We start from the raw sequence: 25513 nt of genomic DNA, 5'->3' as shown, positions 1-25513 counted from the left end.
AGTATAAGTTGCAAGAACAATGGGGGTATGTTGCAATCTCGTTTATAATAGGGATTGCAATTGCCTTTTCCTCGTCACTTTTATTGATAGTTTTTTGCCTCTTTTTAAATGTTTTCTTCTGTTTATATCGCACTTCGCGTAAAACCTTCATTTTTTGTATTGTAGCGTGCTTTAGTAGCGTTATATACACTTCCTATGTTCAAGTATGGAATAAGCCTCTAGGGAAGCCCTATGCAGTTACAAGAGGGGTTATACAAAACACACCGCTTGTTAATGGGGATCGCCTATCTTTTCAATTTGAAGATCAGAATAAAAATATAGTGCAGTTAAGTTATAGAATAAAATCAGCTTTGGAAAAGAAAAAAATGCAACAATTATACGCAGGGATATCATGTGTATTCGAGGGTGAGAGGAAAGAACCGGAAACAGCTCGGAATTTTCATGGTTTTAATTACCGTGATTATTTATACAAGCAACATATTCATTTCACATTTGAGGCTACATATATTTCTGAATGCTATAAAACATCACTGTCGCTCACGCAATGGATTCTTCTTTTAAGGCAACAAGCAATCTCGAAAGTTACAGAAATGTTTCCAGAGCAATCAGGTGCTTTTATGAATGCATTACTCTTTGGTGATAGACAACAAATGACGTTTGAAGTGGAAGAGCAATATCAACAATTTGGTCTTGTACATTTGTTAGCAATTTCAGGTTCACACATTGTATTGTTGATGGTGATAGTATATTTTATTTTGCTAAGAAGCGGTGCGACGAGGGAGGTAGCAACAATTTGCCTTATCATTTGTATTCCTTTGTATATGGTTTTAGCAGGGGCTTCACCCTCTGTTATAAGAGCTTCTATAACAGGGGTTTTGATGTTGATTGCTTTTATGTGCTCGATTCGTTTATCTAGTTTAGATGCTTTAAGTGTAACAGCTATATGTATGCTTATATATGACCCTTATCTTGTTTTTAATATTGGATTTCAGTTTTCTTTTGTAGGTAGCTTCGCTTTACTTTTGTCTGCTCCGTTATTGTTAGGGAGTAGCAACGGAGTAATCCGAAATTCTATTTATATTTCTATCATTTCACAGCTCGTTAGTACTCCGATTTTGTTATATCACTTTGGTTATTTTTCTCCATATAGCATTCTCCTCAATCTCTTATACGTTCCGTTTTTATCTATCATTGTATTACCATGTAGCATTATTATTTTACTGTGTATGCCAATTGTCCCGTTTCTTGCAAAAGGATTTGCGGATGTATTATCAATAGGCTTGAGTATGTCTAATGATTTTCTAAGTTATTGTGAAAGTTTACCATTTACCCAGCTTATCTTCGGGGAAACGCCCTTCAATCTTGTAGCTGTATATTGCGCGAGTATTGTCAGTATATTGATGGTTTGGGAAAGAAGAGCGCCGAAAAAAATGGTTTGTATAGTTGCGAGTGTATTTATTTTTATTAGCACATGTCATTATGTATATCCATATTTTAGAGGAAGCGGAAGTGTAACATTTATTGATGTTGGACAAGGTGATGCAATATTAATTCGCCTTCCGTATGATAAAGGGATTTATCTTATTGATACAGGTGGAACGCTTCGTGTGAATAAGGAAGAATGGCAACAAAAAAAGCATGAATTTTCTGTTGGGAATGATGTTTTAATACCCTTTTTACAAAAAGAAGGTATTAAAACAATTGATAAATTAATCGTAACGCATGGAGATGCAGATCATATAGGTGCTGCGCAAGAATTATTATCATATATACCTGTAAAAGAAGTGGTATTTGGCCGAAAGGGAAAAGATGCAGTATTAGAAAAAGTAGTCAAGAAACAGGCATTAGAAAAGGAAATGAAAATAACTGAAGTGGGGGAAGGGGCGAGTTGGAGTGTAAATGAAGCGGAATTTTTCGTTTTAGCTCCAAAAGGAAAAGAAAAAAGCGAAAATAACGCTTCAATTGTAATATGGGCAAAATTTGGAGGGTTGAAGTGGCTATTTACAGGCGATTTGGAAGAAGAAGGGGAAAAGATTTTAGTAGAGGCATATCCAGATTTACAAGTGGATGTTTTAAAAGTTGCTCATCATGGGAGTAATACGTCATCTATAGAGCCTTTTTTGAACGTCATACAGCCTCGTGTAGCGATTATATCTGTTGGTAAGCAGAATAGGTATGGACACCCGCATAAAGAAGTGATAGAGCGTTTTGAGAAGATGGGGAGTGCGATATGGCGCACGGACAAGCAAGGTGCTATTTCCTATGTTTTTAAAGGGGAAAATGGAACCTTTAAAAGTAAAATCACATATGATAAAACACATAATAGATGAAAAAGAGAAGACTGCCATGAAGTGGCAGTCTTTAAGAACCGATAAATTTAATAACAGTTGCAATGATGAAAAGTGTTGCGAAAAAACCAAATGAGACGATAAATCCTACCCCTGAATCAATAGCGTCATTGCGTTTACTTTGAACGTTTTGTTCAAAATCATTCATTTAGAATCCCTCCCCAACATTCCACTTTAGTATAAAATATTGTCAGAAAAAAATCTACAATTTCCATATGAAGAGAAAACGAGCTTTTTTGCTACTTTTAAATCATGAAGTAATGTGAGTTTTTCGTTTCCAAGCATGTTAACAGTTGGCACTTATACTCAAATTTTTATTGCGAATAATAAAGGGAAGGTGATTACCGCACACCAATAAGAAACCCGGGGCTTATTGCGTGGCGTTTAATATAAATAAAGGGACGGGTTATAAAGCCTGTTCCTTTGTACTTGTAAAACAAAAGCTAGGGCATTAGTATAAATATATATTGCCAAGTTAGGGAGTAGGAAAAAGTATGAGTGATATACATAAAAAAATTAAAAAGAAACAGTTTGCTCCGTTATATTTACTATATGGAACGGAAGCTTTTTTTATAAATGAAACGATAAAGCTTATTACGACAGAAGCACTTGAAGAAGAAGATCGAGAGTTTAATGTTGTGACATACGATTTAGAAGAAGCGTATTTAGAAGATGTGGTTGAGGATGCGCGTACGCTTCCTTTCTTCGGAGAACGGAAAGTACTGTTAATAAAATCACCGCTATTTTTGACTTCGCAAAAAGAAAAGTTAGAGCAAAATATAAAAATTTTAGAAGAATACATTGGTGAACCTTCTCCATTTTCTATTCTTGTTTTTGTTGCGCCTTACGAAAAACTTGATGAGCGAAAAAAAATTACAAAACTATTAAAGAAAACAGCAGATGTAGTAGAAGCAAATGCGATGCAAATACAGGATGTTCAGAAGTGGATTGTTGCTCGTGCAGATGAAGTGCATGTGCATATTGATAACGCGGCTGTTAGTTTGTTGCTAGAGCTTGTGGGAAGTAATGTAACAATGTTGGCGAAGGAAATGGACAAGTTAACGTTATACGTCGGTATGGGCGGAGAGATTACGACGAAACTTGTTGCAGAGCTTGTACCAAAATCCGTTGAGCAAAATGTATTCGCTTTGACAGAAAAAGTGGTGAAAAAAGATATTGCAGGTGCAATGCAAATTTTGGATGGATTATTTACGCAGCAGGAAGAGCCGATTAAATTGCTTGCGTTATTAGTGAGTCAATTCCGCTTGTTGTATCAAGTGAAAGAGCTACAGCAACGTGGTTATGGACAAAATCAAATTGCGTCTCATATTGGTGTACATCCGTATCGCGTGAAGTTGGCAATGAATCAAACGAAGTTTTTCTCTTTTGAAGAATTAAAAAAAGTGATTATAGAATTAGCGGAAGCTGATTATAGTATGAAGACGGGAAAGATGGATAAGAAACTTGTGCTCGAGTTTTTCTTAATGCGATTAAATCATATGTGATGACACAAAAAAGTTCATGTACTAAGTACATGAACTTTTTTGTATATAAAAAACGATCCAAATGGATCGTTTTTTAAACGCCTTACGCGTTTACTTGTTTCGCTAAGCGAGATTTTTGACGAGCTGCAGCGTTTTGGTGGATAAGACCTTTACGAGCTGCTTTGTCAAGTTTTTTAGAAGCAGTTTTGAAAGCTTCTTTAGCATTTTCAAGATCGTTATTAGTAACTAAAGCTTCTACAGTTTTAACAGCAGAACGCATGTCAGACTTGATAGAAGCGTTATGTGCACGACGCTCTTCGCTAAGTTTAGCGCGTTTGATAGCAGATTTGATGTTTGCCATACTTTTCACCTCCCTGGTGCAATCGAATGACTCGATTCTTACATAGAACAAGTGATATTCTATCAAACGGTGAAGAGAATTGCAATAGTATATCCATGAAATTTCACGTAAAGGAAAGAATGACCTTATATAACTTTGGGAAATCTAACGATATTTACTATGAATTACGGAGGAGATACGATGAAAGAACCATTAGATTTAAGTAAATATAGCATTAGAACTGACCTTGCTGTAGAAGCCCATCAAATGTTGCAAGAAAGCCAAGAGGAACAAAAAGGGATACAGGGAGTTATTGTAAAAGAGAGAGAAGAAGAGGGGACTATAATTACAAAAGTAACAATTGATGAAGCTGCCTCTGAAGCGATGGGTAAAAAGCCTGGAAATTATTTAACGCTTGAAGTTCAAGGTATACGTCAGCAAGATACAGAACTTCAACAAAAAGTGGAGCGTATTTTTGCAAAAGAATTTTCTAATTTCTTAGAAGAGGTTGGCGTTACAAAAGAAGCAAGCTGTTTAATTGTAGGTCTTGGGAATTGGAATGTAACACCAGATGCTCTTGGACCGATAGTTGTAGAAAATGTATTAGTAACGAGACATTTGTTTCAATTACAGCCTGAAAGTGTAGAAGAAGGGTTTAGGCCTGTTAGTGCAATTCGGCCGGGGGTAATGGGAATTACAGGAATCGAAACGAGCGATGTTATTTATGGGATTATTGAGAAGACGAACCCGGACTTTGTAATTGCGATTGACGCATTAGCTGCCCGTTCTATTGAACGAGTAAATAGCACGATACAAATTTCTGATACTGGAATTCATCCCGGATCGGGGGTTGGGAATAAACGTAAAGAACTAAGTAAAGACACATTAGGTATCCCTGTAATCGCGATTGGTGTTCCGACTGTGGTCGATGCTGTTTCGATTACAAGTGATACGATTGATTTTATTTTGAAACATTTCGGCCGAGAGATGAAAGAAGGAAATAAACCTTCACGCTCTTTGTTACCAGCGGGATTTTCATTTGGAGAAAAGAAAAAATTAACGGAAGAAGATATGCCGGATGAAAAGAGCAGAAATATGTTTTTAGGTGCTGTTGGTACGTTGGAAGAAGAAGAAAAAAGAAGGCTGATTTATGAAGTGCTATCTCCTCTTGGTCATAATTTAATGGTAACCCCAAAAGAAGTAGATACTTTTATTGAGGATATGGCGAATGTAATAGCGAGTGGTTTAAATGCGGCGCTGCATCATCAAATTGATCAAGATAATACGGGAGCATATACACATTGAGGGGAACAGATGATTATCGTTTGAGTCGCTTTACGCTTTTGTGTATATGTAGTGTGGCTTTATGTTTACTTATGATGATAGCAGGAGTGGCACTTGCTAATCATGGTTTGAAAAGTATGAAAGGCTATCAGCAACTGTCATATGAACAAATAGCTCATATGACAGGGACAGAAAGTACAGGTGCTGAATCAGAAATTTTGGGTAGCTCGTTTTCGGCCTCAGAAAAACAACAACAGTTAGAACGTTTAAGAAGTTTTAATGTTGTAGAAGGAATTGGGATGGCAGTAGCTAGTGTAGCTTATGAAATGACGAAGTTCGGAACGGATATCGTTGTTGGGAAAATAAAAGGAATTTTTAGCTAAGAGTAACATGGGAGGCGGTTGTTTTACTGGTTTGTAAGACAGCCGTTTTAAAATTTGAAAAGGGTTTGTCTCTTATGGTTTATTCGCATAAGATATAGATAGAATGATTTGTATCGTAAGCAGCACGAGTTTTCATTGAATCTTTGTTGCTCTATTGATATAATCAGTGCTAGTGTATATTGGCGAGACTATTAGGAGTTGAGAACATAGATGAATAAAGAAGAAAGAGCAAAAAGACAGTCCAAAATTCGTAATTTCTCTATTATTGCTCATATTGACCACGGAAAATCAACGTTAGCAGACCGTATTTTAGAGAAAACAAACGCGTTAACACAACGTGAAATGAAAGCTCAGTTGCTTGACTCTATGGATTTAGAGCGTGAGCGTGGTATTACAATCAAATTAAACGCAGTACAATTAAACTATAAAGCAAAAGATGGTGAAGAGTATATTCTTCATTTAATTGATACACCAGGACACGTCGACTTTACGTACGAAGTATCTCGTAGTTTAGCGGCTTGTGAAGGCGCGATTCTTGTAGTAGATGCAGCGCAAGGTATTGAAGCGCAAACGTTAGCAAACGTATACTTAGCGCTTGATAATAATTTGGAAATTTTACCAGTTATTAATAAAATCGACTTACCGAGTGCGGATCCAGAACGTGTACGTCAAGAGGTAGAAGATGTAATTGGTTTAGATGCATCAGAAGCGGTACTTGCTTCTGCGAAAGCTGGAATTGGTATTGAAGAAATTTTAGAACAAATTGTTGAAAAAGTACCAGCTCCGTCGGGTGATTCAGAAGAGCCATTACAATGTATGATTTTCGACTCTTTATATGATCCGTACCGCGGTGTAATTGCTTATATCCGTGTTGTAAATGGAACAGTAAAAGTTGGCGATAAAGTACGTATGATGGCAACGGGTAAAGAATTTGAAGTAACAGAAGTAGGTGTATTTACACCGAAAACTACGCAACGTGACGAGTTAACAGTAGGTGATGTAGGTTTCTTAGCAGCATCGATTAAAAATGTTGGTGACACACGTGTTGGTGATACGATTACACATGCGAAACGTCCAGCTGCAGAGCCGTTAGCAGGTTACCGTAAGTTAAACCCGATGGTATTCTGTGGTCTGTATCCAATTGACTCTGCTCGTTATAACGATTTACGTGATGCATTAGAAAAATTAGAGTTAAACGATTCTGCTCTTGAGTTTGAACCAGAAACATCTCAAGCGCTAGGATTTGGTTTCCGTTGTGGTTTCTTAGGGCTTCTTCACATGGAAATCATTCAAGAACGTATTGAACGTGAATTTAAGATTGACTTAATTACAACAGCGCCAAGCGTTATTTATAAAGTTTATTTAACTAACGGTGAAGATGTTATTGTTGATAACCCATCTAATATGCCAGATCCACAGTCTATCGATCGTGTAGAAGAGCCGTTTGTGAAGGCTTCAATTATGGTTCCGAATGACTATGTTGGAGCTGTAATGGAGATTTGCCAAGGTAAACGTGGAACGTTTATTGATATGCAATATTTAGATGAAACGCGTGTTACATTAACATATGAAATCCCGTTATCAGAAATCGTATATGACTTCTTCGATCAATTGAAATCAAATACGAAAGGGTATGCATCATTTGACTACGAGTTAATTGGCTATAAGCCATCTAAACTTGTGAAAATGGATATTCTTTTAAATAATGAACAAGTGGATGCTTTATCATTTATCGTACACCGTGATTCAGCGTATGACCGTGGTAAAGTAATCGTAGAGAAATTAAAAGAATTAATTCCGAGACAACAGTTCGAAGTGCCAATTCAGGCGACTATCGGAAATAAAGTTGTAGCACGTTCTACAATTAAAGCGATGCGTAAAAACGTACTTGCAAAATGTTACGGCGGTGACATTTCTCGTAAGCGTAAACTTCTTGATAAGCAAAAAGAAGGTAAAAAACGTATGAAGTCTGTTGGCTCTGTAGAAGTACCGCAAGAGGCATTCATGGCTGTACTGAAAATGGATGACAACTAATATTTGAAATAAAAAAGAAGTCGTTTGTGCGGCTTCTTTTTTCTGTATAATTACTTTTTAGACATCTGAGCAGCTCTCATTTACAATAATGAGAGAGCTTTTTAGTTCATATAGAGTTAGGAGATTGTTAATGTCCGAAAATATTCGAAAAGATATTCAAGATAAAATACAAAATGGTAATTTTAATTGTGAAAAGGAATTGACGCTTTCTATTATTAGTGGAAAGTGGAAAGTTGTGATACTGTGGCATCTTGGTGTGGAAGGGCCGCATCGTTTCAGTGAATTACAACGGTTATTCCCAAGCATTTCTCATAAAGTTTTGTCGAACCAATTAAAAGAGTTAATGGAAGATGGGATTGTTGATCGGACAGTATATCCTGAAATTCCTCCTCGCGTTGAGTATTATATGACGGAACTAGGCATGTCACTTTTACCGATCGTTGAAATGATGTATGATTGGGGAAAAATGCGAATGGAACAAATTCGTAATACGTTAGAGAAGTAGAGAACCCTCCGGAGTGCGGAGGTTTTCTTTTTAGAAAGGTAGGAGTTATATTTGGTACAAGCTGCATACATTCATATTCCGTTTTGTCAGCACATTTGTCACTATTGTGATTTTAATAAAGTGTTTATTGAACGCCAACCGGTTGATCAATATTTAGATTATTTAGAGAAGGAAATAATAAATACGGTTCAAAAAGTTCCATTTGATAGTATGAAAACGATTTTTGTGGGTGGGGGAACTCCGACAGCGTTAAATATGGAACAGACAAAAAATTTACTCGAGATTATTAATCGTCATTTGCGTCCGTTCGCCCCGAATTGTGAATTAACATTTGAAGCGAATCCAGGAGATTTACCGAAAGAGAAGCTAAATGTACTGCTAGAAGGTGGAGTAAATCGAATTAGTTTTGGTGTGCAAACGTTCCGTGATGAACTTCTTGAGAAGATCGGGCGCAAGCATACGAGGGAAGATGCATTCCTCGCGATTCGAGAGGCACAGGAAGTAGGCTTTAAAAATATTAATGTAGATATTATTTATGCTTTGCCAGGACAGACGATAGAAGATGTAAAAGAAACATTAGATATTGCTTTTACGCTTGGTGTACAACATTTCTCGGCATATTCATTAATTGTGGAGCCAAAAACAGTGTTTTATAACTTAATGAACAAAGGAAAATTACGTCTTCCGGGTGAAGACCATGAAGCGAAAATGTATGAAATAGTAATGGATGAAATGGAGAAACACGGTTATAACCAGTATGAAATTAGTAATTTCTCAAAAGGTGACAATAAAAGTAGACATAATCTCACATACTGGAATAATGAAGAGTATTATGGATTTGGAGCTGGAGCTCATAGTTATGTGAACGGAGAACGTATTCAAAATGTTGGTCCTCTGAAGCAATATTTTAATAAAATTGATGAAACAGGATTTCCGTATTTAGATGTTCACAAAGTGACGGAGAAAGAAAGAATGGAAGAAGAGCTGTTCTTAGGGCTTCGAAAAACAAAAGGTGTTTCTAAAACGGCGTTCCACAATAAATTTAATATAGAGATGGATCAAGTTTTCGCAAAGCAGTTACAAAGCAACCAAGAGCAGGGATTGCTTGAAGAGGAAGATGGACATGTGCGTTTAACGCGAAAAGGAAAATTATTAGGGAATGAAGTATTCCAATCATTTTTGATTGACTAATTAAATGTTCCATAGGCGTGAAAAAGTTTCATTATTTCGTGACGTTTCCGTTGACAATTGAATGTCAATTTTGGTAAGTTATTAATAGATTTAGCACTCAAAGACAAAGAGTGCTAACAGAGGTGATGATGAGATGCTTACGGAACGTCAGCTCTTAATTTTACAAACAATTATTGATGACTTTATTGGATCAGCGCAGCCCGTTGGGTCTAGAACGTTGGCTAAAAAAGATGAAATCACATTTAGTTCAGCTACTATTCGAAATGAAATGGCGGACTTAGAAGAATTAGGTTTTATTGAAAAAACGCACAGTTCTTCTGGACGTGTTCCTTCTGAGAAAGGCTACCGATTTTATGTAGACCATCTTTTAGCGCCGCAAAACTTACCGAACGCTGAAATTGTACAAATTAAAGATTTATTTGCTGAAAGAATTTTTGAAGCGGAAAAAATTGCACAGCAATCTGCTCAAATTTTATCAGAACTTACGAATTATACGGCAATTGTTCTTGGACCGAAGTTAAGTACAAATAAACTTAAAAATGTACAAATTGTGCCGCTTGATCGTCAAACTGCAGTCGCTATTATTGTAACCGATACAGGGCATGTACAAAGTAAAACGATTACCGTTCCGGAATCTGTTGATTTATCAGATTTAGAAAAAATGGTTAATATTTTAAATGAAAAGCTATCTGGCGTACCGATGGAAGAACTTCATAATAAAATCTTTAAGGAAATTGTTACAGTTTTACGTGGGTATGTTCATAATTACGATAGTGCAATAAAAATGTTGGATGGTACATTTCAAGTTCCGTTATCGGAAAAGATATACTTTGGAGGAAAAGCAAATATGCTTTCGCAGCCAGAGTTCCATGACATTCAAAAGGTTAGATCTTTACTTACCATGATTGATAATGAAGCCGAATTTTATGACATTTTGCGTCATAAACAAGTCGGGATTCAAGTGAAAATTGGTAGGGAAAACTCTTCGACGGCTATGGAGGATTGTAGTTTAATTTCTGCAACATATTCGATCGGCGAAGAGCAACTTGGAACAATTGCTATTTTAGGTCCTACGAGAATGCAATATTCTCGTGTAATTAGTTTGTTACAGTTATTTACGAGACAATTTACTGATGGGCTTAAAAAGTAAATGAGAGTAATACATTCGCTCAAGTGATGAAATTTTCATTGCTGTGTGTAATATATAATGATTAGGTAATCATGCTATGCATGATACCTAATACCTTTTAAGGAGGTGAATATTGTGGAAGAGCGTAACGAACAAGTGGTAGAAGAAGTAAAAGAAGCGCAAGTTGAAGAAGCTGTCACGCCAGAAAACAGTGAAGAAACTGTAGAAGAAAAAAGTGAGGCTGCTCTTTTACAAGAAAAAGTAGATGAGTTACAAGCGAAACTAACGGAAACGGAAGGTCGCACATTACGTCTACAAGCTGATTTTGAAAATTATAAGCGCCGTGTCCAAATGGATAAACAGGCTGCTGAAAAATATAGAGCACAAAGTCTAGTTTCAGACATCTTGCCAGCTCTTGATAATTTTGAAAGAGCAATGCAAGTGGAAGCGACTGATGAGCAAACGAAATCATTGTTACAAGGTATGGAGATGGTGCATCGTCAATTGTTAGAAGCGCTGACTAAAGAAGGTGTGGAAGTGATTGAAGCTGTTGGTAAACAGTTTGATCCTAATGAACACCAAGCTATTATGCAAGTGGAAGATAGTGAATTTGAATCAAACGCGGTTGTGGAAGAATTCCAAAAAGGTTATAAATTAAAAGACCGTGTGATTCGCCCATCAATGGTAAAAGTAAATCAATAATTTACATAAAACTAGGAGGATTCGCCATGAGTAAAATTATCGGTATTGACTTAGGTACAACAAACTCTTGTGTAGCTGTTATGGAAGGTGGAGAACCAAAGGTTATCCCAAATCCAGAAGGGAACCGTACAACACCTTCTGTTGTAGCTTTCAAAAATGAAGAACGTCAAGTTGGGGAAGTTGCAAAGCGCCAAGCAATTACAAACCCAAATACAATCATGTCTGTTAAACGTCATATGGGTACAGACTACAAAGTAGAAGTTGAAGGTAAAGATTATACACCTCAAGAAATTTCTGCAATCATTTTACAAAATTTAAAAGCTTCTGCTGAAGCATACTTAGGTGAAACAGTAACGAAAGCTGTTATTACAGTACCTGCATACTTCAACGATGCAGAGCGTCAAGCAACGAAAGATGCTGGTCGTATCGCTGGTTTAGAAGTTGAGCGTATCATTAACGAGCCAACAGCAGCAGCACTTGCTTACGGTTTAGAAAAACAAGACGAAGAACAAAAAATCTTAGTATATGACTTAGGTGGCGGTACATTTGACGTATCTATCCTTGAGTTAGCAGACGGCACATTCGAAGTTATTTCAACTGCTGGTGACAACCGTCTTGGTGGCGATGACTTTGACCAAGTTATCATCGATCACTTAGTAGCTGAGTTCAAAAAAGAAAATAACATTGATTTAAGCCAAGATAAAATGGCGCTTCAACGCTTGAAAGATGCAGCTGAAAAAGCGAAAAAAGATCTTTCTGGTGTAACACAAACTCAAATTTCATTACCATTCATTAGTGCTGGAGCTGCTGGTCCATTACACTTAGAATTAACGTTAACAAGAGCGAAATTCGAAGAGCTTTCAGCAGGTCTTGTTGAAAGAACATTAGAGCCAACTCGTCGTGCATTAAAAGACGCTGGTTTTGCTCCAAGCGAATTAGATAAAGTTATTCTTGTTGGTGGATCTACTCGTATCCCAGCTGTACAAGAAGCTATTAAACGTGAAACTGGTAAAGAGCCATATAAAGGTGTAAACCCTGATGAAGTTGTAGCATTAGGTGCTGCAGTTCAAGGTGGCGTACTTACTGGTGATGTAGAAGGTGTTCTATTATTAGACGTAACTCCACTTTCTTTAGGTATTGAAACTATGGGTGGCGTGTTCACGAAATTAATCGAGCGTAACACTACAATTCCAACAAGTAAGTCACAAGTATTCTCGACAGCTGCTGATAATCAACCAGCAGTAGACATTCACGTATTACAAGGTGAGCGTCCGATGTCAGCTGACAACAAAACGTTAGGTCGTTTCCAATTAACTGACCTTCCACCAGCACCACGTGGTATTCCACAAATCGAAGTAACATTCGATATTGATGCGAACGGTATCGTTAACGTACGTGCGAAAGACTTAGGAACAAGCAAAGAGCAAGCTATTACAATCCAATCTTCTTCAGGTCTTTCTGATGAAGAAGTAGAACGTATGGTACAAGAAGCGGAAGCAAATGCTGACGCTGACCAAAAACGTAAGGAAGAAGTTGAACTTCGTAATGAAGCTGACCAACTTGTATTCCAAACAGACAAAGTTGTAAAAGATTTAGAAGGTAAAGTAGATGCAGCTGAAGTTGCAAAAGCAACAGAAGCGAAAGAAGCATTACAAGCTGCAATCGAGAAAAACGAGCTTGAAGAAATTCGTGCGAAAAAAGATGCTTTACAAGAAATCGTACAACAATTAACTGTTAAATTATACGAGCAAGCTCAAGCAGCTGCTGGTCAAGCAGAAGGTGCGCAAGGTGCACAAGACGCTGGCGCGAAGAAAGACAATGTAGTTGACGCTGAGTTTGAAGAAGTAAAAGAAGACAAGTAATTCAACTGTAAACATAATAAGTAAGATGACAAAAAGTCAAAGTCAAGCGTGCCTTGACTTTGGCTTTTTTCACGAATGAGAAGCGATGTGTGAGGATCTTAAGTTTTTCGCTTTGCATACTGTAAGTGAGGAAACTTTGTTGCAAAGCACTTTCTTTCGGTGTTAAAATTACGTTTATGTGAAAGATTCGGGGGTTGTAAATTTATGAGTAAACGAGACTATTATGAGGTCCTTGGACTTAGCAAGGGCGCTTCAACAGATGAAATAAAAAAAGCGTATCGTCGTTTGGCTAAAAAATACCATCCAGACGTAAGCAAAGAAGAAAATGCAATTGAAAAGTTTAAAGAAGTACAAGAAGCATACGAAGTGTTAAGTGATGATCAAAAGCGTGCGCAGTACGATCAATTTGGTCATGCTGGTGCAAATCAAGGATTCGGTGGATTTGGCGGCGGAGGAGACTTCGGCGGTGGCTTCGGTTTTGAAGATATATTTAGTTCTTTCTTTGGCGGTGGTGGCGGCAGACGTCGTGATCCAAATGCTCCGCGCCAAGGCGCTGACTTACAATATCAAGTCACTTTAGATTTTGAAGAAGCTATTTTTGGTAAGGAATTAAATGTGGAAATTCCAGTAGAAGATCCATGTGATACTTGTAAAGGTAGTGGAGCAAAACCAGGAACTTCAAAAGAAACATGTAAACATTGTTCAGGTTCTGGTCAAGTGAGTGTTGAACAAAACACACCGTTTGGTCGTATCGTAAACCGTCAAGCTTGTGGTCATTGTTCAGGAACTGGACAAATTATTAAAGAAAAATGTACGACATGTCACGGTTCAGGTAAAGTTCGTAAACGTAAAAAAATTAATGTTAAAATTCCAGCAGGTATTGATAATGGTCAACAAATTCGTGTGTCTGGAAAAGGTGAAGCCGGCGTAAATGGCGGACCAGCAGGAGACTTATATGTTGTTGTTCATGTAAGAAATCATGAATTCTTCGAGCGTGAAGGAGACCACATTATTTGCGAAATGCCATTAACATTTGCACAAATGGCACTTGGTGCTGAAGTGGAAGTCCCTACTGTTCATGGTAAAGTGAAGCTGAAAATCCCAGCAGGAACACAAACTGGAACAGAGTTCCGCTTAAAAGGAAAAGGTGCTCCGAACGTACGTGGATACGGTCAAGGAGATCAATATGTAGTCGTTCGTGTTGTTGTACCGACGAAATTAACTTCACAGCAAAAAGATTTATTACGTGAATTTGCAGGACAAGAAGAGCAGGATGATAGTTTATTCGGAAAGCTTAAACGTGCTTTCAAAGGGGAATAATGGAAATAAAAAATGGAGTTGGTAAATTGTGAAATGGTCAGAAATTAGTATTCATACAACAGAAGAAGCAGTAGAAGCTGTCTCTCATATTTTACATGAAGCTGGTGCTAGCGGAGTTGCGATTGAGGATCCAGCGGAGTTAACGAAAGAGCGCGAGCAACAATATGGTGAAATTTATGCATTGAATCCAGATGAATATCCGGCGGAAGGTGTATTAATAAAAGCATATTTCCCGCAAACCGATTCTTTACATGAAACGATTGCAGGTGTAAAATCATCTATTGATGTGCTTCCATCTTACGACATCGAAATTGGTACTGGAAATATTACCGTTAACGAAGTCAATGAAGAAGATTGGGCTACTGCTTGGAAAAAATATTACCATCCAGTACAAATTTCTGATACATTCACAATCGTACCGACTTGGGAAGAATATACACCATCTTCTCCTGATGAAAAAATCATTGAATTAGACCCGGGTATGGCGTTTGGTACAGGAACTCATCCAACAACAACGATGTGTATCCGTGCTTTAGAAAAAACAGTACAGCCAGGTGACGCTATTATTGATGTAGGAACAGGTTCTGGTGTACTTAGTATTGCAGCAGCAAAATTAGGTGCGTCTTCTGTTCAAGCGTATGATTTAGATCCGGTTGCGGTTGAAAGTGCAGAAATGAATGTACGTTTAAATACAACAGATGATATCGTGTCTGTTGGACAAAATAGTCTTTTAGAAGGTATTGAAGGTCCTGTTGATTTAATCGTAGCTAACTTATTAGCAGAAATTATTCTATTATTCCCTGAAGATGCAGCAAGAGTTGTGAAGTCAGGTGGATTATTTATTACATCGGGCATTATTGCTGCGAAGGAAAAAGTAATTTCTGAGGCGCTAGAAAAAGCTGGATTTACAATTGAAGAAGTGTTACGAATGGAAGATTGGGTAGCAATTATTGCACGAAATGCGTAATATAGATTTTAGTCTATAATGAAAAGGGGAGTCTCTCACTATAAGGTGAGGGACTTGCCGTTTGTTATATGAAAAATGATAACGTTTCGTTCTTTTCGTAAGTGTTGACTTACGAAAGGAACGAAACTCTACTAAGGTGATTATATGCAACGTTATTTTGTAGAAGAGAAATATGTAAATGAGACAAGTATTCGCATTGTAGGTGATGACGTACATCATATCGCAAGAGTGATGCGTATGTCAGCTGGTGATCATATTTATTGCTGTGTAAATGGAAAAACAGCAGTATGTTCAATTGATGAAATTACCAGTGAATTTATTAATACGGCTATTGTAGAATGGGTAGAGGCGTCAAGTGAACTTCCTGTTTTCGTGACGATTGCAAGTGGACTGCCAAAAGGAGACAAGCTAGAGTTAATTTTTCAAAAAGGAACTGAGCTTGGGGCAGCTGCATTCTTACCATTTCAAGCATCTCGCTCTATCGTAAAATGGGATGCGAAAAAAGCTGATAAAAAAGTTGAGCGTTTAAGAAAAATTGTGAAAGAAGCTGCGGAACAATCACATAGAAGTGAAATTCCAGAAGTACATGCTCCAGCATCATTTAAGCAATTGCTTTCAATGAGTGGTGAGTATGATGCTTGTCTTGTTGCTTACGAAGAGGAAGCAAAACAAGGCGAGAAATCTAATTTTGCGAAAGCTTTAACGACAATGAAACCAGGTCAAAAGCTATTGATTGTATTTGGCCCAGAAGGCGGTTTAGCTGAGGAAGAGATTACAGCGCTTCGTGAACATAAATTTGTACCATGTAGTTTAGGACCAAGAATTTTAAGAACAGAAACGGCGCCGTTATACGCGTTAAGTGCTGCTTCGTATCATTTTGAATTGATGGGGTGATGATCAATGTCAACTGTTGCGTTCCATACGTTAGGTTGTAAAGTAAACCACTATGAAACAGAAGCCATTTGGCAATTGTTTAAACAAGGTGGTTATGAAAGAACAGAATATGAAAAGAAAGCTGATGTATATGTTATTAACACATGTACAGTAACGAATACTGGGGACAAAAAAAGCCGTCAAGTAATCAGACGTGCTGTGCGTCAAAATCCAGATGCAGTTATTTGTGTAACGGGATGTTATGCACAAACATCTCCAGCTGAAATTATGGCGATCCCGGGTGTGGATATTGTAGTTGGTACACAGGATCGTGAAAAGATGTTAGGTTACATCGAAGAATTCCGTAAAGAGCGTCAACCAATTAATGCTGTCCGCAATATTATGAAAACACGTGTGTACGAAGAACTTGATGTACCTTATTTCACGGATCGTACACGTGCGTCTTTAAAAATACAAGAGGGTTGCAATAACTTCTGTACATTCTGTATCATTCCTTGGGCGCGCGGTTTAATGCGTTCTCGTGATGGAAAAGAAGTTATTAAACAAGCGCAACAATTAGTGGATGCAGGCTATAAAGAAATCGTATTAACGGGTATTCATACAGGTGGATACGGCGAAGACATAAAAGATTATAACTTAGCTGGATTACTTCGTGATATGGAAGCGGAAGTAGGCGGATTAAAACGTCTTCGTATTTCTTCTATTGAAGCGAGTCAAATTTCAGATGAAGTAATTGAAGTGTTAGATAAATCTGAAGTAGTTGTACGCCACTTGCATATTCCGTTGCAATCTGGCTCTAATACTGTATTAAAACGTATGCGTCGTAAATATACGATGGAATTCTTCCAAGAGCGTTTAGATCGTTTGAAAGAAGTGTTACCAGGCCTTGCGATTACATCTGACGTAATCGTTGGTTTCCCAGGTGAAACAGAAGAAGAATTCATGGAAACATACAATTTCATTAAAGAGAACCGCTTCTCTGAGTTACATGTGTTCCCTTACTCAAAACGTACAGGAACACCTGCAGCGCGCATGGAAGATCAAGTTCCTGAAGATGTGAAGAACGATCGTGTTCATCGTTTAATTGAGCTATCTAATCAATTAGCGAAAGAGTACGCATCAGCGTTTGAAGGTGAAGTGCTTGAAATCATTCCGGAAGAGCAATTTAAAGAGGGCGACCGTGAAGGGTTATATGTAGGTTATACAGATAACTACTTGAAAATTGTATTTGAAGGATCAGAAGAATTAATTGGTAAGCTAGTGAAAGTGAAAATTACGAAAGCTGGTTATCCATATAACGAAGCGCAATTTGTTCGTGTTCTTGAAGATGATGTGAAAAAAGAATCAGCTAGCGCATAAAAAGAGCGTGCAACCGGAAACGGTTTGCATGCTTTCTTTATTTGAAGCGGTTAAGTAATAGAAGGTGGGGAGGCGTTTCATGCATCCCTGTATGAAAAAAGATGAAATGATAAAAATATAGTTGTCTTCATCAGTGAAGGATACTAGTTATTTGCATAACTTTTGAAAAGGAAATGCTTCTATTCTTCTTTTATTCTGCCAAATAGTTGACCTGAAGTGATAAAATGTATTATAATCGTAAAAGACATGCTGAAGAAGTGTTTCTTTTTGCATGCTGAAGTTAGTATGTAAGTGTGATGTTTCGGAGGGAGGGAAAGAGAATGTCAAAAACAGTCGTTCGTAAAAACGAGTCTTTGGAGGATGCACTTCGCCGTTTTAAAAGATCGGTTTCTAAAACTGGTACACTTGCTGAAGCAAGAAAGCGCGAGTTTTATGAAAAACCAAGTGTAAAACGTAAGAAGAAATCTGAAGCGGCAAGAAAGCGTAAATTCTAAGAGAGGGTGTAAGTTATGAGTCTTCTCGGTCGTTTAAACGATGATATGAAACAAGCGATGAAGAATAAACAAAAAGAAAAATTAACCGTTATTCGTATGGTTAAGGCTGCTTTACAAAATGAAGGTATTAAACTGCAACATACTCTTACTGAAGAAGAGGAAATAACAGTTTTAGCTCGTGAAGTAAAACAGTATAAGGACTCCCTCCTTGAATTTAAAAAAGCTGGTCGTGAAGACCTTGTTAATAAACTGCAAAGTGAAATTCAGATTTTAAGCGCATATTTGCCAGAGCAATTAACTGAAGAAGAACTAGTTGATGTAATCAAGCAAGTTATTTCTGAAGTTGGTGCGACTTCTAAAGCAGATATGGGTAAGGTGATGACTGCTGTTATGCCGAAAGTAAAAGGTAAAACAGACGGATCACTTGTGAATAAGCTGGTTATCCAGCTATTAGCATAAAAAAACGTCTCATTTCGTATGAGACGTTTTTTTATTGTTCTGATTAAGGAGAAACGCTATATTGCTTAAAAAGCGTTTCTGTAAGTGATAAAAACCCCTCTAGTTAAAGTTTCAATTTATTATTTCCTTGTATAATTCCGATTCTACACCTATTCTTACTTCCTTGACTAAAACTTCTTTCGCGAATAAAAGCTAAGTACCGAGCCTTCTGAAACTCAGATTGAAGTTTTATAGCTTGCTCTTCAGCATAATCCTCAAAGGTAACGAAAGAGATTCTAACTATTTTAGATTTTGCATCAGTTGCATAAAATGGCTGGATATTACTGTCGGTAACTTGTTTTATAACATTCAAAACTTCTTGACCAAAGCCGATTTCCTTTCGTATTTCCTCATTTATTAATTCATTTTTTAATGAACCCTAATATTTTTTGAAATTCATATAACAACCATCTATAAAATATTCTTACTTACAACGTAACATTCAGAGTGAAGAAATTTTCTTTTTTTTTGATTTTATCCCGCATTAACGGGTAGCCCGATTGGTGAGGATTGATTATAGTTTTACTTTATCTCAGTTGTCCAATAAATGACAACTACTTATTCTATGGTCAGTATGTCACGTCCAGAACGAATTGTAACAGGTTTTTTCAAGTTTCCCACTTCTCGCTAGGCTCAATTTCTTAATGTAACTTGTACTGATATCCTGTAGGGGCGCATATTCTTGTATTAATACTTCTATTATTAAAGGTAACATCCTCTGATCCATCATTGTCCTGACAAATATGATTTCATATAGCGACTGTTTTAATTAACATGATATGAACTCTTGCAGAATATAGTTATGTTAGTGAAGTCGTTATAACACGATAGGCACTTGTGAAGAAATACATATATATGGGATGAGAGGGGGTCTTTCGAGATGAAGAAATTAGAACAAATGAAAAATTGGTTGACAAAACAAGTAGACCTACCAGTGGATGTATTAATGGATCTACCTCGGATTACTCTTGTTGGGCAAATACATATTTATATAGAAAATCATCGGGGGTTATTAGTGTTTTCAGATAAAGAAGTGCGATTGCTTTTAAAACACGGTCAATTATTAATTAAAGGACAATCCTTTGTTATTAAAACGATTCTTCCAGAAGAGCTTTTACTCGAGGGGATAATTGAGCAAGTAACATTTTTAGAAAATGAAAAAAAAGGTGATTGAAGTGAAACTTCCATTTGTGAAGTTTTTCTTCTTTATCCTGTAAAAGTTCCGTTGATAGAGACTGATTACAGTTTTACTCTGTTTTATTTTAGTACGAGCTATTTTAATGCTTCAAATAAAAAGTAGTATATCTACTTTTAGAAAGGTAGTGAAGGTGGTAAATGAAAAATAAATGGTTTATAAAGTGGCTTGGATATGTAAAAGTGCGAATTGAAGGTAGAGGAGCGGAACGGTTTGTTAATGAATGTGTACGGAGGAATTTATTAGTTTGGGATGTTAAAAAGATAGCTGATGAAACGTTAGTTTTTTGTATGTTGTTACGCGATGTGAAAAAAATAAAACCAATTTATAGAAAAAATGAATGTAAATTATATTTTATTGGACGTTATGGTTTTCCTTTTTGGAATAAACGTTTAATTAAAAACAGTGGATTTTTAATTGGTTTTTTAATTTTCTTTTTTGGTGTGATTGCAATGTCAAATATGGTTTGGAAAATTGAAATTACAGGAGCTAAACCTGAAACAGAATATATATTGATGAAAGAATTGGATAAAATGGGTATTAAAAAAGGGAAACTACAATTTCAAATGCCGAATGTAGAAGATGTACAACGCCATTTGACAGATAATATTAATGCCATTACTTGGGCGGGACTAGAAGTAAGGGGAACGACTTATCATTTTAAAATTGTTGAAAAAAACGAACCGAAGAAAGAAAAGGAACAAAGGCCGCAAAATTTAGTAGCAAAAAAAGAAGCGATTATTACAAAAACGTTTGTAGAAGTTGGAAAGCCGGTTGTACTGAAAAATGATCATGTAGAAAAAGGACAGATTCTCGTATCGGGAATATATGGTAATGAGGAAAGTCCGACGATTGTTTCAGCGAAAGGTATTGTATATGGCGAAACGTGGTATACATCTAAGGTGGATGTCCCGTTAAAGACGCAATTCCAAGTGTATACTGGTAATGTATACAATGAACATTTTCTTAAATTTGGGGATACGAAAATAAAAATATGGGGATTTCAGCATGATAAGTATAAACGCTCTCGTACTGAAAGTGTAAAGCATGATGTGAAATTATTTGGTTTTACACTGCCGATTGCATATGAAAAAGATGTTGTGAGAGAAGAGGAAGAAGCGAATCGAGAATATACAGAAAAGCAAGCGCTGAAAGTAGCGAAGGAGATGGCCGAAAAAGAACTAAAGAAAAAATTGGATGAACATGCTATGATTGTAAGTGATAAGATTTTGAGTAAAGAGGTTGAGGCGGATCAACTAAAAGTCACATTGCATTATACTGTGGTTGAAAATATTGCAGAGCCACAACCAATATCCGAATCCGATATTCAAGGAGACTGAGTAATGGCAGAACAATTAGTAGAAATGAACCAACAATTGGAAAATGCTAACGAAGCAATCGCTCTTTTTGGAGTTAATGATGCGCATTTAAAAGTAATTGAACGAGAACTGAATGTATCGATCGTAACTAGAGGAGAAACTGTTCATGTATCTGGGGCAGTTGAAACGGTGGCACTCGTAGAAAAAATCTTACAGCAATTACTTGTTGTAATTCGTAAAAGTATATCAATTTCAGAGAGAGATGTTGCGTATGCGATTCAGCTTGCACAACAAGGGAAAATTGCTCAATTTGAAGAGTTATATGAGGAAGAAATTTTCAAGACTGCAAAAGGTAAATCCATTCGTGTAAAAACAATGGGGCAAAGAAGATATATTCATGCGATGAAGAAGAATGATATTGTCTTTGGGATAGGGCCTGCAGGAACTGGAAAAACATATTTAGCTGTAGTAATGGCTGTGAGGGCTTTAAAACAAGGATATGTAAAGAAAATTATTTTAACAAGACCTGCTGTAGAAGCTGGAGAAAATTTAGGTTTTTTACCAGGGGATTTGAAAGAGAAGGTAGATCCATACTTACGCCCGTTATATGATGCTTTACATGATATTCTTGGACAAGAATATACGCAGCGTATGATGGAGCGAGGAGTAATTGAAATAGCTCCGCTTGCTTATATGAGGGGGCGTACGCTTGATGATTCATTTGTTATTTTAGATGAGGCTCAAAATACAACGGGTGCTCAAATAAAAATGTTTTTAACAAGATTAGGTTTTAGTTCTAAAATGGTTATTACAGGGGACCCTTCACAAGTAGACTTGCCAAAAGGGGTAAAATCAGGGCTATCTATAGCTGCTAATATTTTATCTGGTGTATCAGGTCTGTCATTTATTACATTAGAACAAACGGACGTTGTGAGACATCCATTGGTGCAACGTATTATTGAGGCATATGATAAAATGGAATGATCCTATTTGTCAGGATCATTTCTTTTTGTATGATAAGGTTGGCGAACGTCATATTTTTTACTATCATGAAAGATAAGGAAAATAAACTATTGGTACTAGTGTATAAAATATTGCCTCAAAGTATCGTTTGGTAGAAGAAATGAAAGCTATAAATAGTTTCACTTTATTTCTGGAGAGGAGAAGGTATTGAAATCATGTCAAGATCTCAAGAAATTTCTAAGTGGTTTCGTAATTTACAACATTCGAAAAAACTAAGTTGGATTTCTTACGTTGTGTTAGGAGCAGTGCTGTTTTTTGCGCTTATGAATAATGTAAAACCAGAACAATTAGATGTTAATATGTATTCTATTGCGAAAAAGACAATCCATTCTCCTATAAAAATTGAAGATAAAGTTACAACGGATAAAAAGAAAAAAGAAGCCGCTACAAAAGTTGAAGATCAATATACATATAAAAGTGAGTATAAACAAAACAAAGTTGATATTGTGAATGACGTCTTTGCTAAAGTGGATGAAGTGGTGCAAGAGATTAAAGCTGTTGGACCGGATGATCAAAAAAAGATGACTGATGCTGAGAAAGTGGACAAGTTAAAAAAGAAACTACCCGCTGACTTAACGAAAGAGTTATCTGATTCAAACTTACTGAATTTGATTAATGCAGATCCGAGCCAATTAGTATTAGCGAAAGATGCTGCGGTCACAGCGATTAATAGTATCATGACTGAGCATATTAAAATGGACGAATTGAAAGATGCGAAAGAACGATATGTAAGTGAGATGAATAGTGTTAATGTTGATAATGGTTTAAAAGAATCAATTAAGGCGCTAGGAAGATATGCAATTTCAGCTAACTATTTTTATGACCCAATCTTAACGAAAGAGAAGAGAAAAGCAGAGGAAGATTTAGTTCCACCTGTTTATATTCTTCAAGGACAAGTTCTTGTTAGAGAAGGTGAAACAATTTCAAGTGATGTGTATAATCAGTTGAAATTAGTTGGTTTGTTAGAAAAAGGGAACGGTTTTCAACCTTATGTTGGATTAGCGGTACTCATTGGTGTGTTACTATACTTTATGCATAAACAATTTGAATTATTTTTAAAGAGAAAAAGAGAAGATAGACCGTATGTTTTAGCGTATATTACAATTTTGTCTATCACAATCGTCTTAATGAAAATCATTAGTTTGTTTCAAAAACTTGAATACGCAGGGATTGCATATGTTGTCCCAGTTGCGATGGGAACAATACTTGTAAAACTAATGATTGGTGATCGATTTGTCTTTTTAACGAGTATGATTTTTTCTGTATGCGGAAGTATTATGTTTAATGAAGGAGTAACGAGTACATTAAATTATAGTGTAGGGATTTACGTATTGTTAAGTTCGTTATCGGTTAGTATTTTCTTGCGAGAAAAAAATCGTCGTACAATGATTTTACAAGCTGGTATACTCGTTTCTGTATTAAATGTAGTCGTATTGGCGGCGCTTTTATTATTACGTAATGGGAATTTTTCGCCTCTTGAAATTGGTACGCAATTATTAATGGCTTCACTTTCAGGGATTATATCATCCGTTTTGGCTATGGGGATTTTACCATATTTAGAAAGTGGACTTGGAATCGTATCAAGTATGAAGCTTATGGAACTATCAAGTCCAAATCATCCGCTTTTACGCAGAATTTTGTTAGAAGCGCCAGGGACATATCATCATAGTGTAATGGTAGCGAATCTTTCTGAGGCTGCTTGTGAAGCAGTTGGGGCAAATGGTGTATTAGCGCGTGTAGGGGCATATTATCATGATGTAGGAAAAACAGTACAACCGCAATTCTTTATTGAAAACCAAATGGGAATTAAAAACCCGCATGATAAATTAGATCCTGTAACGAGTAAAGATATTATAATTGCTCACGTAACGGATGGAGTAAGAATGCTCGAAGAATATCATATTCCACAAGAAATTATTGATATCGCTGGGCAACATCACGGTACAACGTTACTGAAATATTTTTATTATAAAGCTATTAAAGAAGATAAAGAAAAATATACAGAAGAGATGTTCCGTTATCCAGGTTCAAAAGCAACTTCGAAAGAATCGGCAATTGTTGGTATTGCTGATAGTGTAGAAGCTGCGGTACGTTCTATGAATCACCCAACGCCAGAACAAATTAATAATTTGGTGCAAAGTATTATTAAAGATCGACTGCAAGACGGTCAATTTAGTGAATGTGATTTGACGTTTAAGGAACTACAAATCGTTGGAAAAACGTTGTGTGAAACGTTAAATGGTATTTTCCATTCGCGTATTACATATCCGGAACCTCCGGAAGAAAAGGAGAAAGAATGAGTTTGTTAATTGATTTTATTGATGAAACAGAAGAAGTAAAAGAAGAGTATATGAGTTTAATTCGTGAAGTGTTAGAAAAAGCAGCTCAAATGGAAAATATCGAGGATGGTGCGGAGGTATCGGTGACATTTGTAGATAATGAGCGCATTAGAGAAATTAATCGTGATTACCGAGATAAAGATCAACCTACAGATGTAATATCCTTTGCCATGGAAGAGATGGGAGAAGGAGAAATGGAGATTGTTGGTGCAGAGATGCCGCGCATGTTAGGGGATCTTATTATCTCTATTCCAAGGGCGAAAGAGCAAGCTGAAGAGTACGGACATTCTTTCGATCGTGAACTTGGATTTTTGGCGTTACATGGCTTTTTACATTTACTTGGTTATGATCACATGACAGAAGAAGATGAAAAAGAAATGTTCGGAAGACAAAAAGAAATTTTAGAAGCTTTTGGATTAGGACGATGAAAAAAGGAAAACTTATAGATAGTTTTGGATATGCTATAGCTGGTATATTCTTTTGTTTTCGTCATGAACGAAATATGAAAATCCATTATTTAGCCGCAGTCATTGTTATATGCTGCGGCTTTTATTTCCATATTACGAAAATAGAGTGGATGATATTACTTATTGTAATAGGGAGTGTAATGAGTTTAGAGATGGTAAATACGGCTGTGGAAAAAACGGTAGATTTAGCGACTGCCGATATTCATCCGTTTGCAAAAATTGCAAAGGATGTTGCGGCAGGAGCGGTTTTATTGTTTGCAATTATAGCTGTTATAATTGGTGCTATTATCTTTTTACCGTATATGGTATAGTTGCATTCCGAAGCTTTTATTAAGCTTTGGAAGTGCCGTAAGGGCCTTTAATGAGAGAGTGTATC

General features: G+C 36.6%; 24 protein-coding genes. 22 read left to right on the top strand and 2 right to left on the bottom strand.

Features of this window, described 5'->3' with window-relative positions; translation table 11 throughout:
* The first annotated feature begins 8 nt into the window (after nucleotides 1-8).
* Nucleotides 9-2330, top strand: coding sequence for a DNA internalization-related competence protein ComEC/Rec2 (locus MHH55_RS15720; RefSeq protein ID WP_001157837.1), 2322 nt, complete (start codon nucleotides 9-11; stop codon nucleotides 2328-2330).
* Nucleotides 2331-2361: 31 nt separating this feature from the next.
* Here MHH55_RS15720 and MHH55_RS15715 read toward each other — a convergent pair whose 3' ends face one another.
* Complete coding sequence (locus tag MHH55_RS15715; RefSeq protein ID WP_000997609.1) at nucleotides 2362-2496, bottom strand: YqzM family protein; 135 nt, start codon at nucleotides 2494-2496, stop codon at nucleotides 2362-2364.
* A gap of 346 nt (nucleotides 2497-2842) precedes the next feature.
* Between MHH55_RS15715 and holA the strand changes: the two genes are divergently transcribed.
* The gene (gene holA / locus MHH55_RS15710) at nucleotides 2843-3853 is read left to right on the top strand and encodes a DNA polymerase III subunit delta (RefSeq protein ID WP_001279916.1); all 1011 of its coding nucleotides are present in this window, start codon (nucleotides 2843-2845) and stop codon (nucleotides 3851-3853) included.
* 82 nt (nucleotides 3854-3935) lie between these two features.
* On the opposite strand, the gene rpsT is transcribed toward holA, so the two are convergent.
* Nucleotides 3936-4193: a 30S ribosomal protein S20 gene (gene rpsT, locus MHH55_RS15705; protein WP_001274011.1), complete on the bottom strand. Its 258-nt coding sequence runs from the start codon at nucleotides 4191-4193 to the stop codon at nucleotides 3936-3938.
* 180 nt (nucleotides 4194-4373) lie between these two features.
* Here rpsT and gpr point away from each other — a divergent pair, with 180 nt between their 5' ends.
* The 20 genes from gpr (at nucleotide 4374) to MHH55_RS15605 (ending at nucleotide 25448) form a co-directional block, all read left to right on the top strand.
* A complete protein-coding gene (gene gpr / locus MHH55_RS15700) occupies nucleotides 4374-5477 on the top strand; it encodes a GPR endopeptidase (protein WP_000662618.1) in 1104 nt (367 codons plus the stop codon).
* The gene (locus MHH55_RS15695) at nucleotides 5474-5839 is read left to right on the top strand and encodes a YqxA family protein (RefSeq protein ID WP_001215037.1); all 366 of its coding nucleotides are present in this window, start codon (nucleotides 5474-5476) and stop codon (nucleotides 5837-5839) included. The genes gpr and MHH55_RS15695 overlap by 4 nt, the downstream gene beginning before the upstream one ends.
* Nucleotides 5840-6049: 210 nt before the next feature.
* Nucleotides 6050-7873, top strand: coding sequence for an elongation factor 4 (gene lepA / locus MHH55_RS15690; RefSeq protein WP_001030951.1), 1824 nt, complete (start codon nucleotides 6050-6052; stop codon nucleotides 7871-7873).
* Between the two features lie 130 nt (nucleotides 7874-8003).
* Nucleotides 8004-8378, top strand: coding sequence for a winged helix-turn-helix transcriptional regulator (locus MHH55_RS15685; protein ID WP_001293539.1), 375 nt, complete (start codon nucleotides 8004-8006; stop codon nucleotides 8376-8378).
* A gap of 51 nt (nucleotides 8379-8429) precedes the next feature.
* Nucleotides 8430-9569: a radical SAM family heme chaperone HemW gene (hemW, locus tag MHH55_RS15680; RefSeq protein WP_000249438.1), complete on the top strand. Its 1140-nt coding sequence runs from the start codon at nucleotides 8430-8432 to the stop codon at nucleotides 9567-9569.
* Nucleotides 9570-9702: 133 nt separating this feature from the next.
* Nucleotides 9703-10719: a heat-inducible transcriptional repressor HrcA gene (hrcA, locus tag MHH55_RS15675; protein WP_000954941.1), complete on the top strand. Its 1017-nt coding sequence runs from the start codon at nucleotides 9703-9705 to the stop codon at nucleotides 10717-10719.
* A 114-nt stretch (nucleotides 10720-10833) separates the two neighbouring features.
* Nucleotides 10834-11400 carry a nucleotide exchange factor GrpE gene (gene grpE, locus MHH55_RS15670; protein ID WP_000392711.1) on the top strand — a complete coding sequence of 189 codons (567 nt, stop codon included), beginning with the start codon at nucleotides 10834-10836 and terminating at the stop codon, nucleotides 11398-11400.
* A gap of 26 nt (nucleotides 11401-11426) precedes the next feature.
* Nucleotides 11427-13262: a chaperone protein DnaK gene (gene dnaK / locus MHH55_RS15665; RefSeq protein ID WP_000034700.1), complete on the top strand. Its 1836-nt coding sequence runs from the start codon at nucleotides 11427-11429 to the stop codon at nucleotides 13260-13262.
* A gap of 204 nt (nucleotides 13263-13466) precedes the next feature.
* Nucleotides 13467-14582: a chaperone protein DnaJ gene (gene dnaJ / locus MHH55_RS15660; RefSeq protein WP_000043946.1), complete on the top strand. Its 1116-nt coding sequence runs from the start codon at nucleotides 13467-13469 to the stop codon at nucleotides 14580-14582.
* Between the two features lie 28 nt (nucleotides 14583-14610).
* On the top strand, nucleotides 14611-15549 hold the full coding sequence (gene prmA, locus MHH55_RS15655; protein WP_000872099.1) for a 50S ribosomal protein L11 methyltransferase: 939 nt from the start codon (nucleotides 14611-14613) through the stop codon (nucleotides 15547-15549).
* A 144-nt stretch (nucleotides 15550-15693) separates the two neighbouring features.
* Nucleotides 15694-16443: a 16S rRNA (uracil(1498)-N(3))-methyltransferase gene (locus MHH55_RS15650; protein WP_001190154.1), complete on the top strand. Its 750-nt coding sequence runs from the start codon at nucleotides 15694-15696 to the stop codon at nucleotides 16441-16443.
* A 6-nt stretch (nucleotides 16444-16449) separates the two neighbouring features.
* A complete protein-coding gene (mtaB, locus tag MHH55_RS15645) occupies nucleotides 16450-17802 on the top strand; it encodes a tRNA (N(6)-L-threonylcarbamoyladenosine(37)-C(2))-methylthiotransferase MtaB (RefSeq protein ID WP_000108689.1) in 1353 nt (450 codons plus the stop codon).
* Nucleotides 17803-18122: 320 nt separating this feature from the next.
* On the top strand, nucleotides 18123-18296 hold the full coding sequence (rpsU, locus tag MHH55_RS15640; protein ID WP_000048061.1) for a 30S ribosomal protein S21: 174 nt from the start codon (nucleotides 18123-18125) through the stop codon (nucleotides 18294-18296).
* 15 nt (nucleotides 18297-18311) lie between these two features.
* Nucleotides 18312-18755, top strand: coding sequence for a GatB/YqeY domain-containing protein (locus MHH55_RS15635; RefSeq protein ID WP_000054562.1), 444 nt, complete (start codon nucleotides 18312-18314; stop codon nucleotides 18753-18755).
* 919 nt (nucleotides 18756-19674) lie between these two features.
* Entirely contained in the window at nucleotides 19675-19968 is a 294-nt protein-coding gene (gene yqfC, locus MHH55_RS15630; protein ID WP_000732269.1) for a sporulation protein YqfC, read from the top strand.
* 161 nt (nucleotides 19969-20129) lie between these two features.
* Nucleotides 20130-21329 carry a sporulation protein YqfD gene (gene yqfD, locus MHH55_RS15625; protein ID WP_000792498.1) on the top strand — a complete coding sequence of 400 codons (1200 nt, stop codon included), beginning with the start codon at nucleotides 20130-20132 and terminating at the stop codon, nucleotides 21327-21329.
* Nucleotides 21330-21332: 3 nt separating this feature from the next.
* Complete coding sequence (locus tag MHH55_RS15620) at nucleotides 21333-22292, top strand: PhoH family protein (RefSeq protein WP_000840501.1); 960 nt, start codon at nucleotides 21333-21335, stop codon at nucleotides 22290-22292.
* A gap of 194 nt (nucleotides 22293-22486) precedes the next feature.
* Entirely contained in the window at nucleotides 22487-24631 is a 2145-nt protein-coding gene (locus MHH55_RS15615; protein ID WP_000091510.1) for an HD family phosphohydrolase, read from the top strand.
* A complete protein-coding gene (gene ybeY, locus MHH55_RS15610; protein WP_000054684.1) occupies nucleotides 24628-25098 on the top strand; it encodes an rRNA maturation RNase YbeY in 471 nt (156 codons plus the stop codon). The genes MHH55_RS15615 and ybeY overlap by 4 nt, the downstream gene beginning before the upstream one ends.
* Nucleotides 25095-25448, top strand: a complete 354-nt coding sequence (locus tag MHH55_RS15605) for a diacylglycerol kinase family protein (protein WP_000715464.1) — start codon at nucleotides 25095-25097, stop codon at nucleotides 25446-25448. The genes ybeY and MHH55_RS15605 overlap by 4 nt, the downstream gene beginning before the upstream one ends.
* The last annotated feature ends 65 nt before the right edge of the window (nucleotides 25449-25513 follow it).

Origin of the sequence: Bacillus sp. FSL K6-2944, assembly GCF_038005385.1 — a bacterium.
GTDB lineage: Bacteria > Bacillota > Bacilli > Bacillales > Bacillaceae_G > Bacillus_A > Bacillus_A cereus.
The sequence above is the reverse complement of the archived record's forward strand: the minus strand, read 5'-3'. Positions and strand labels throughout refer to the sequence as shown.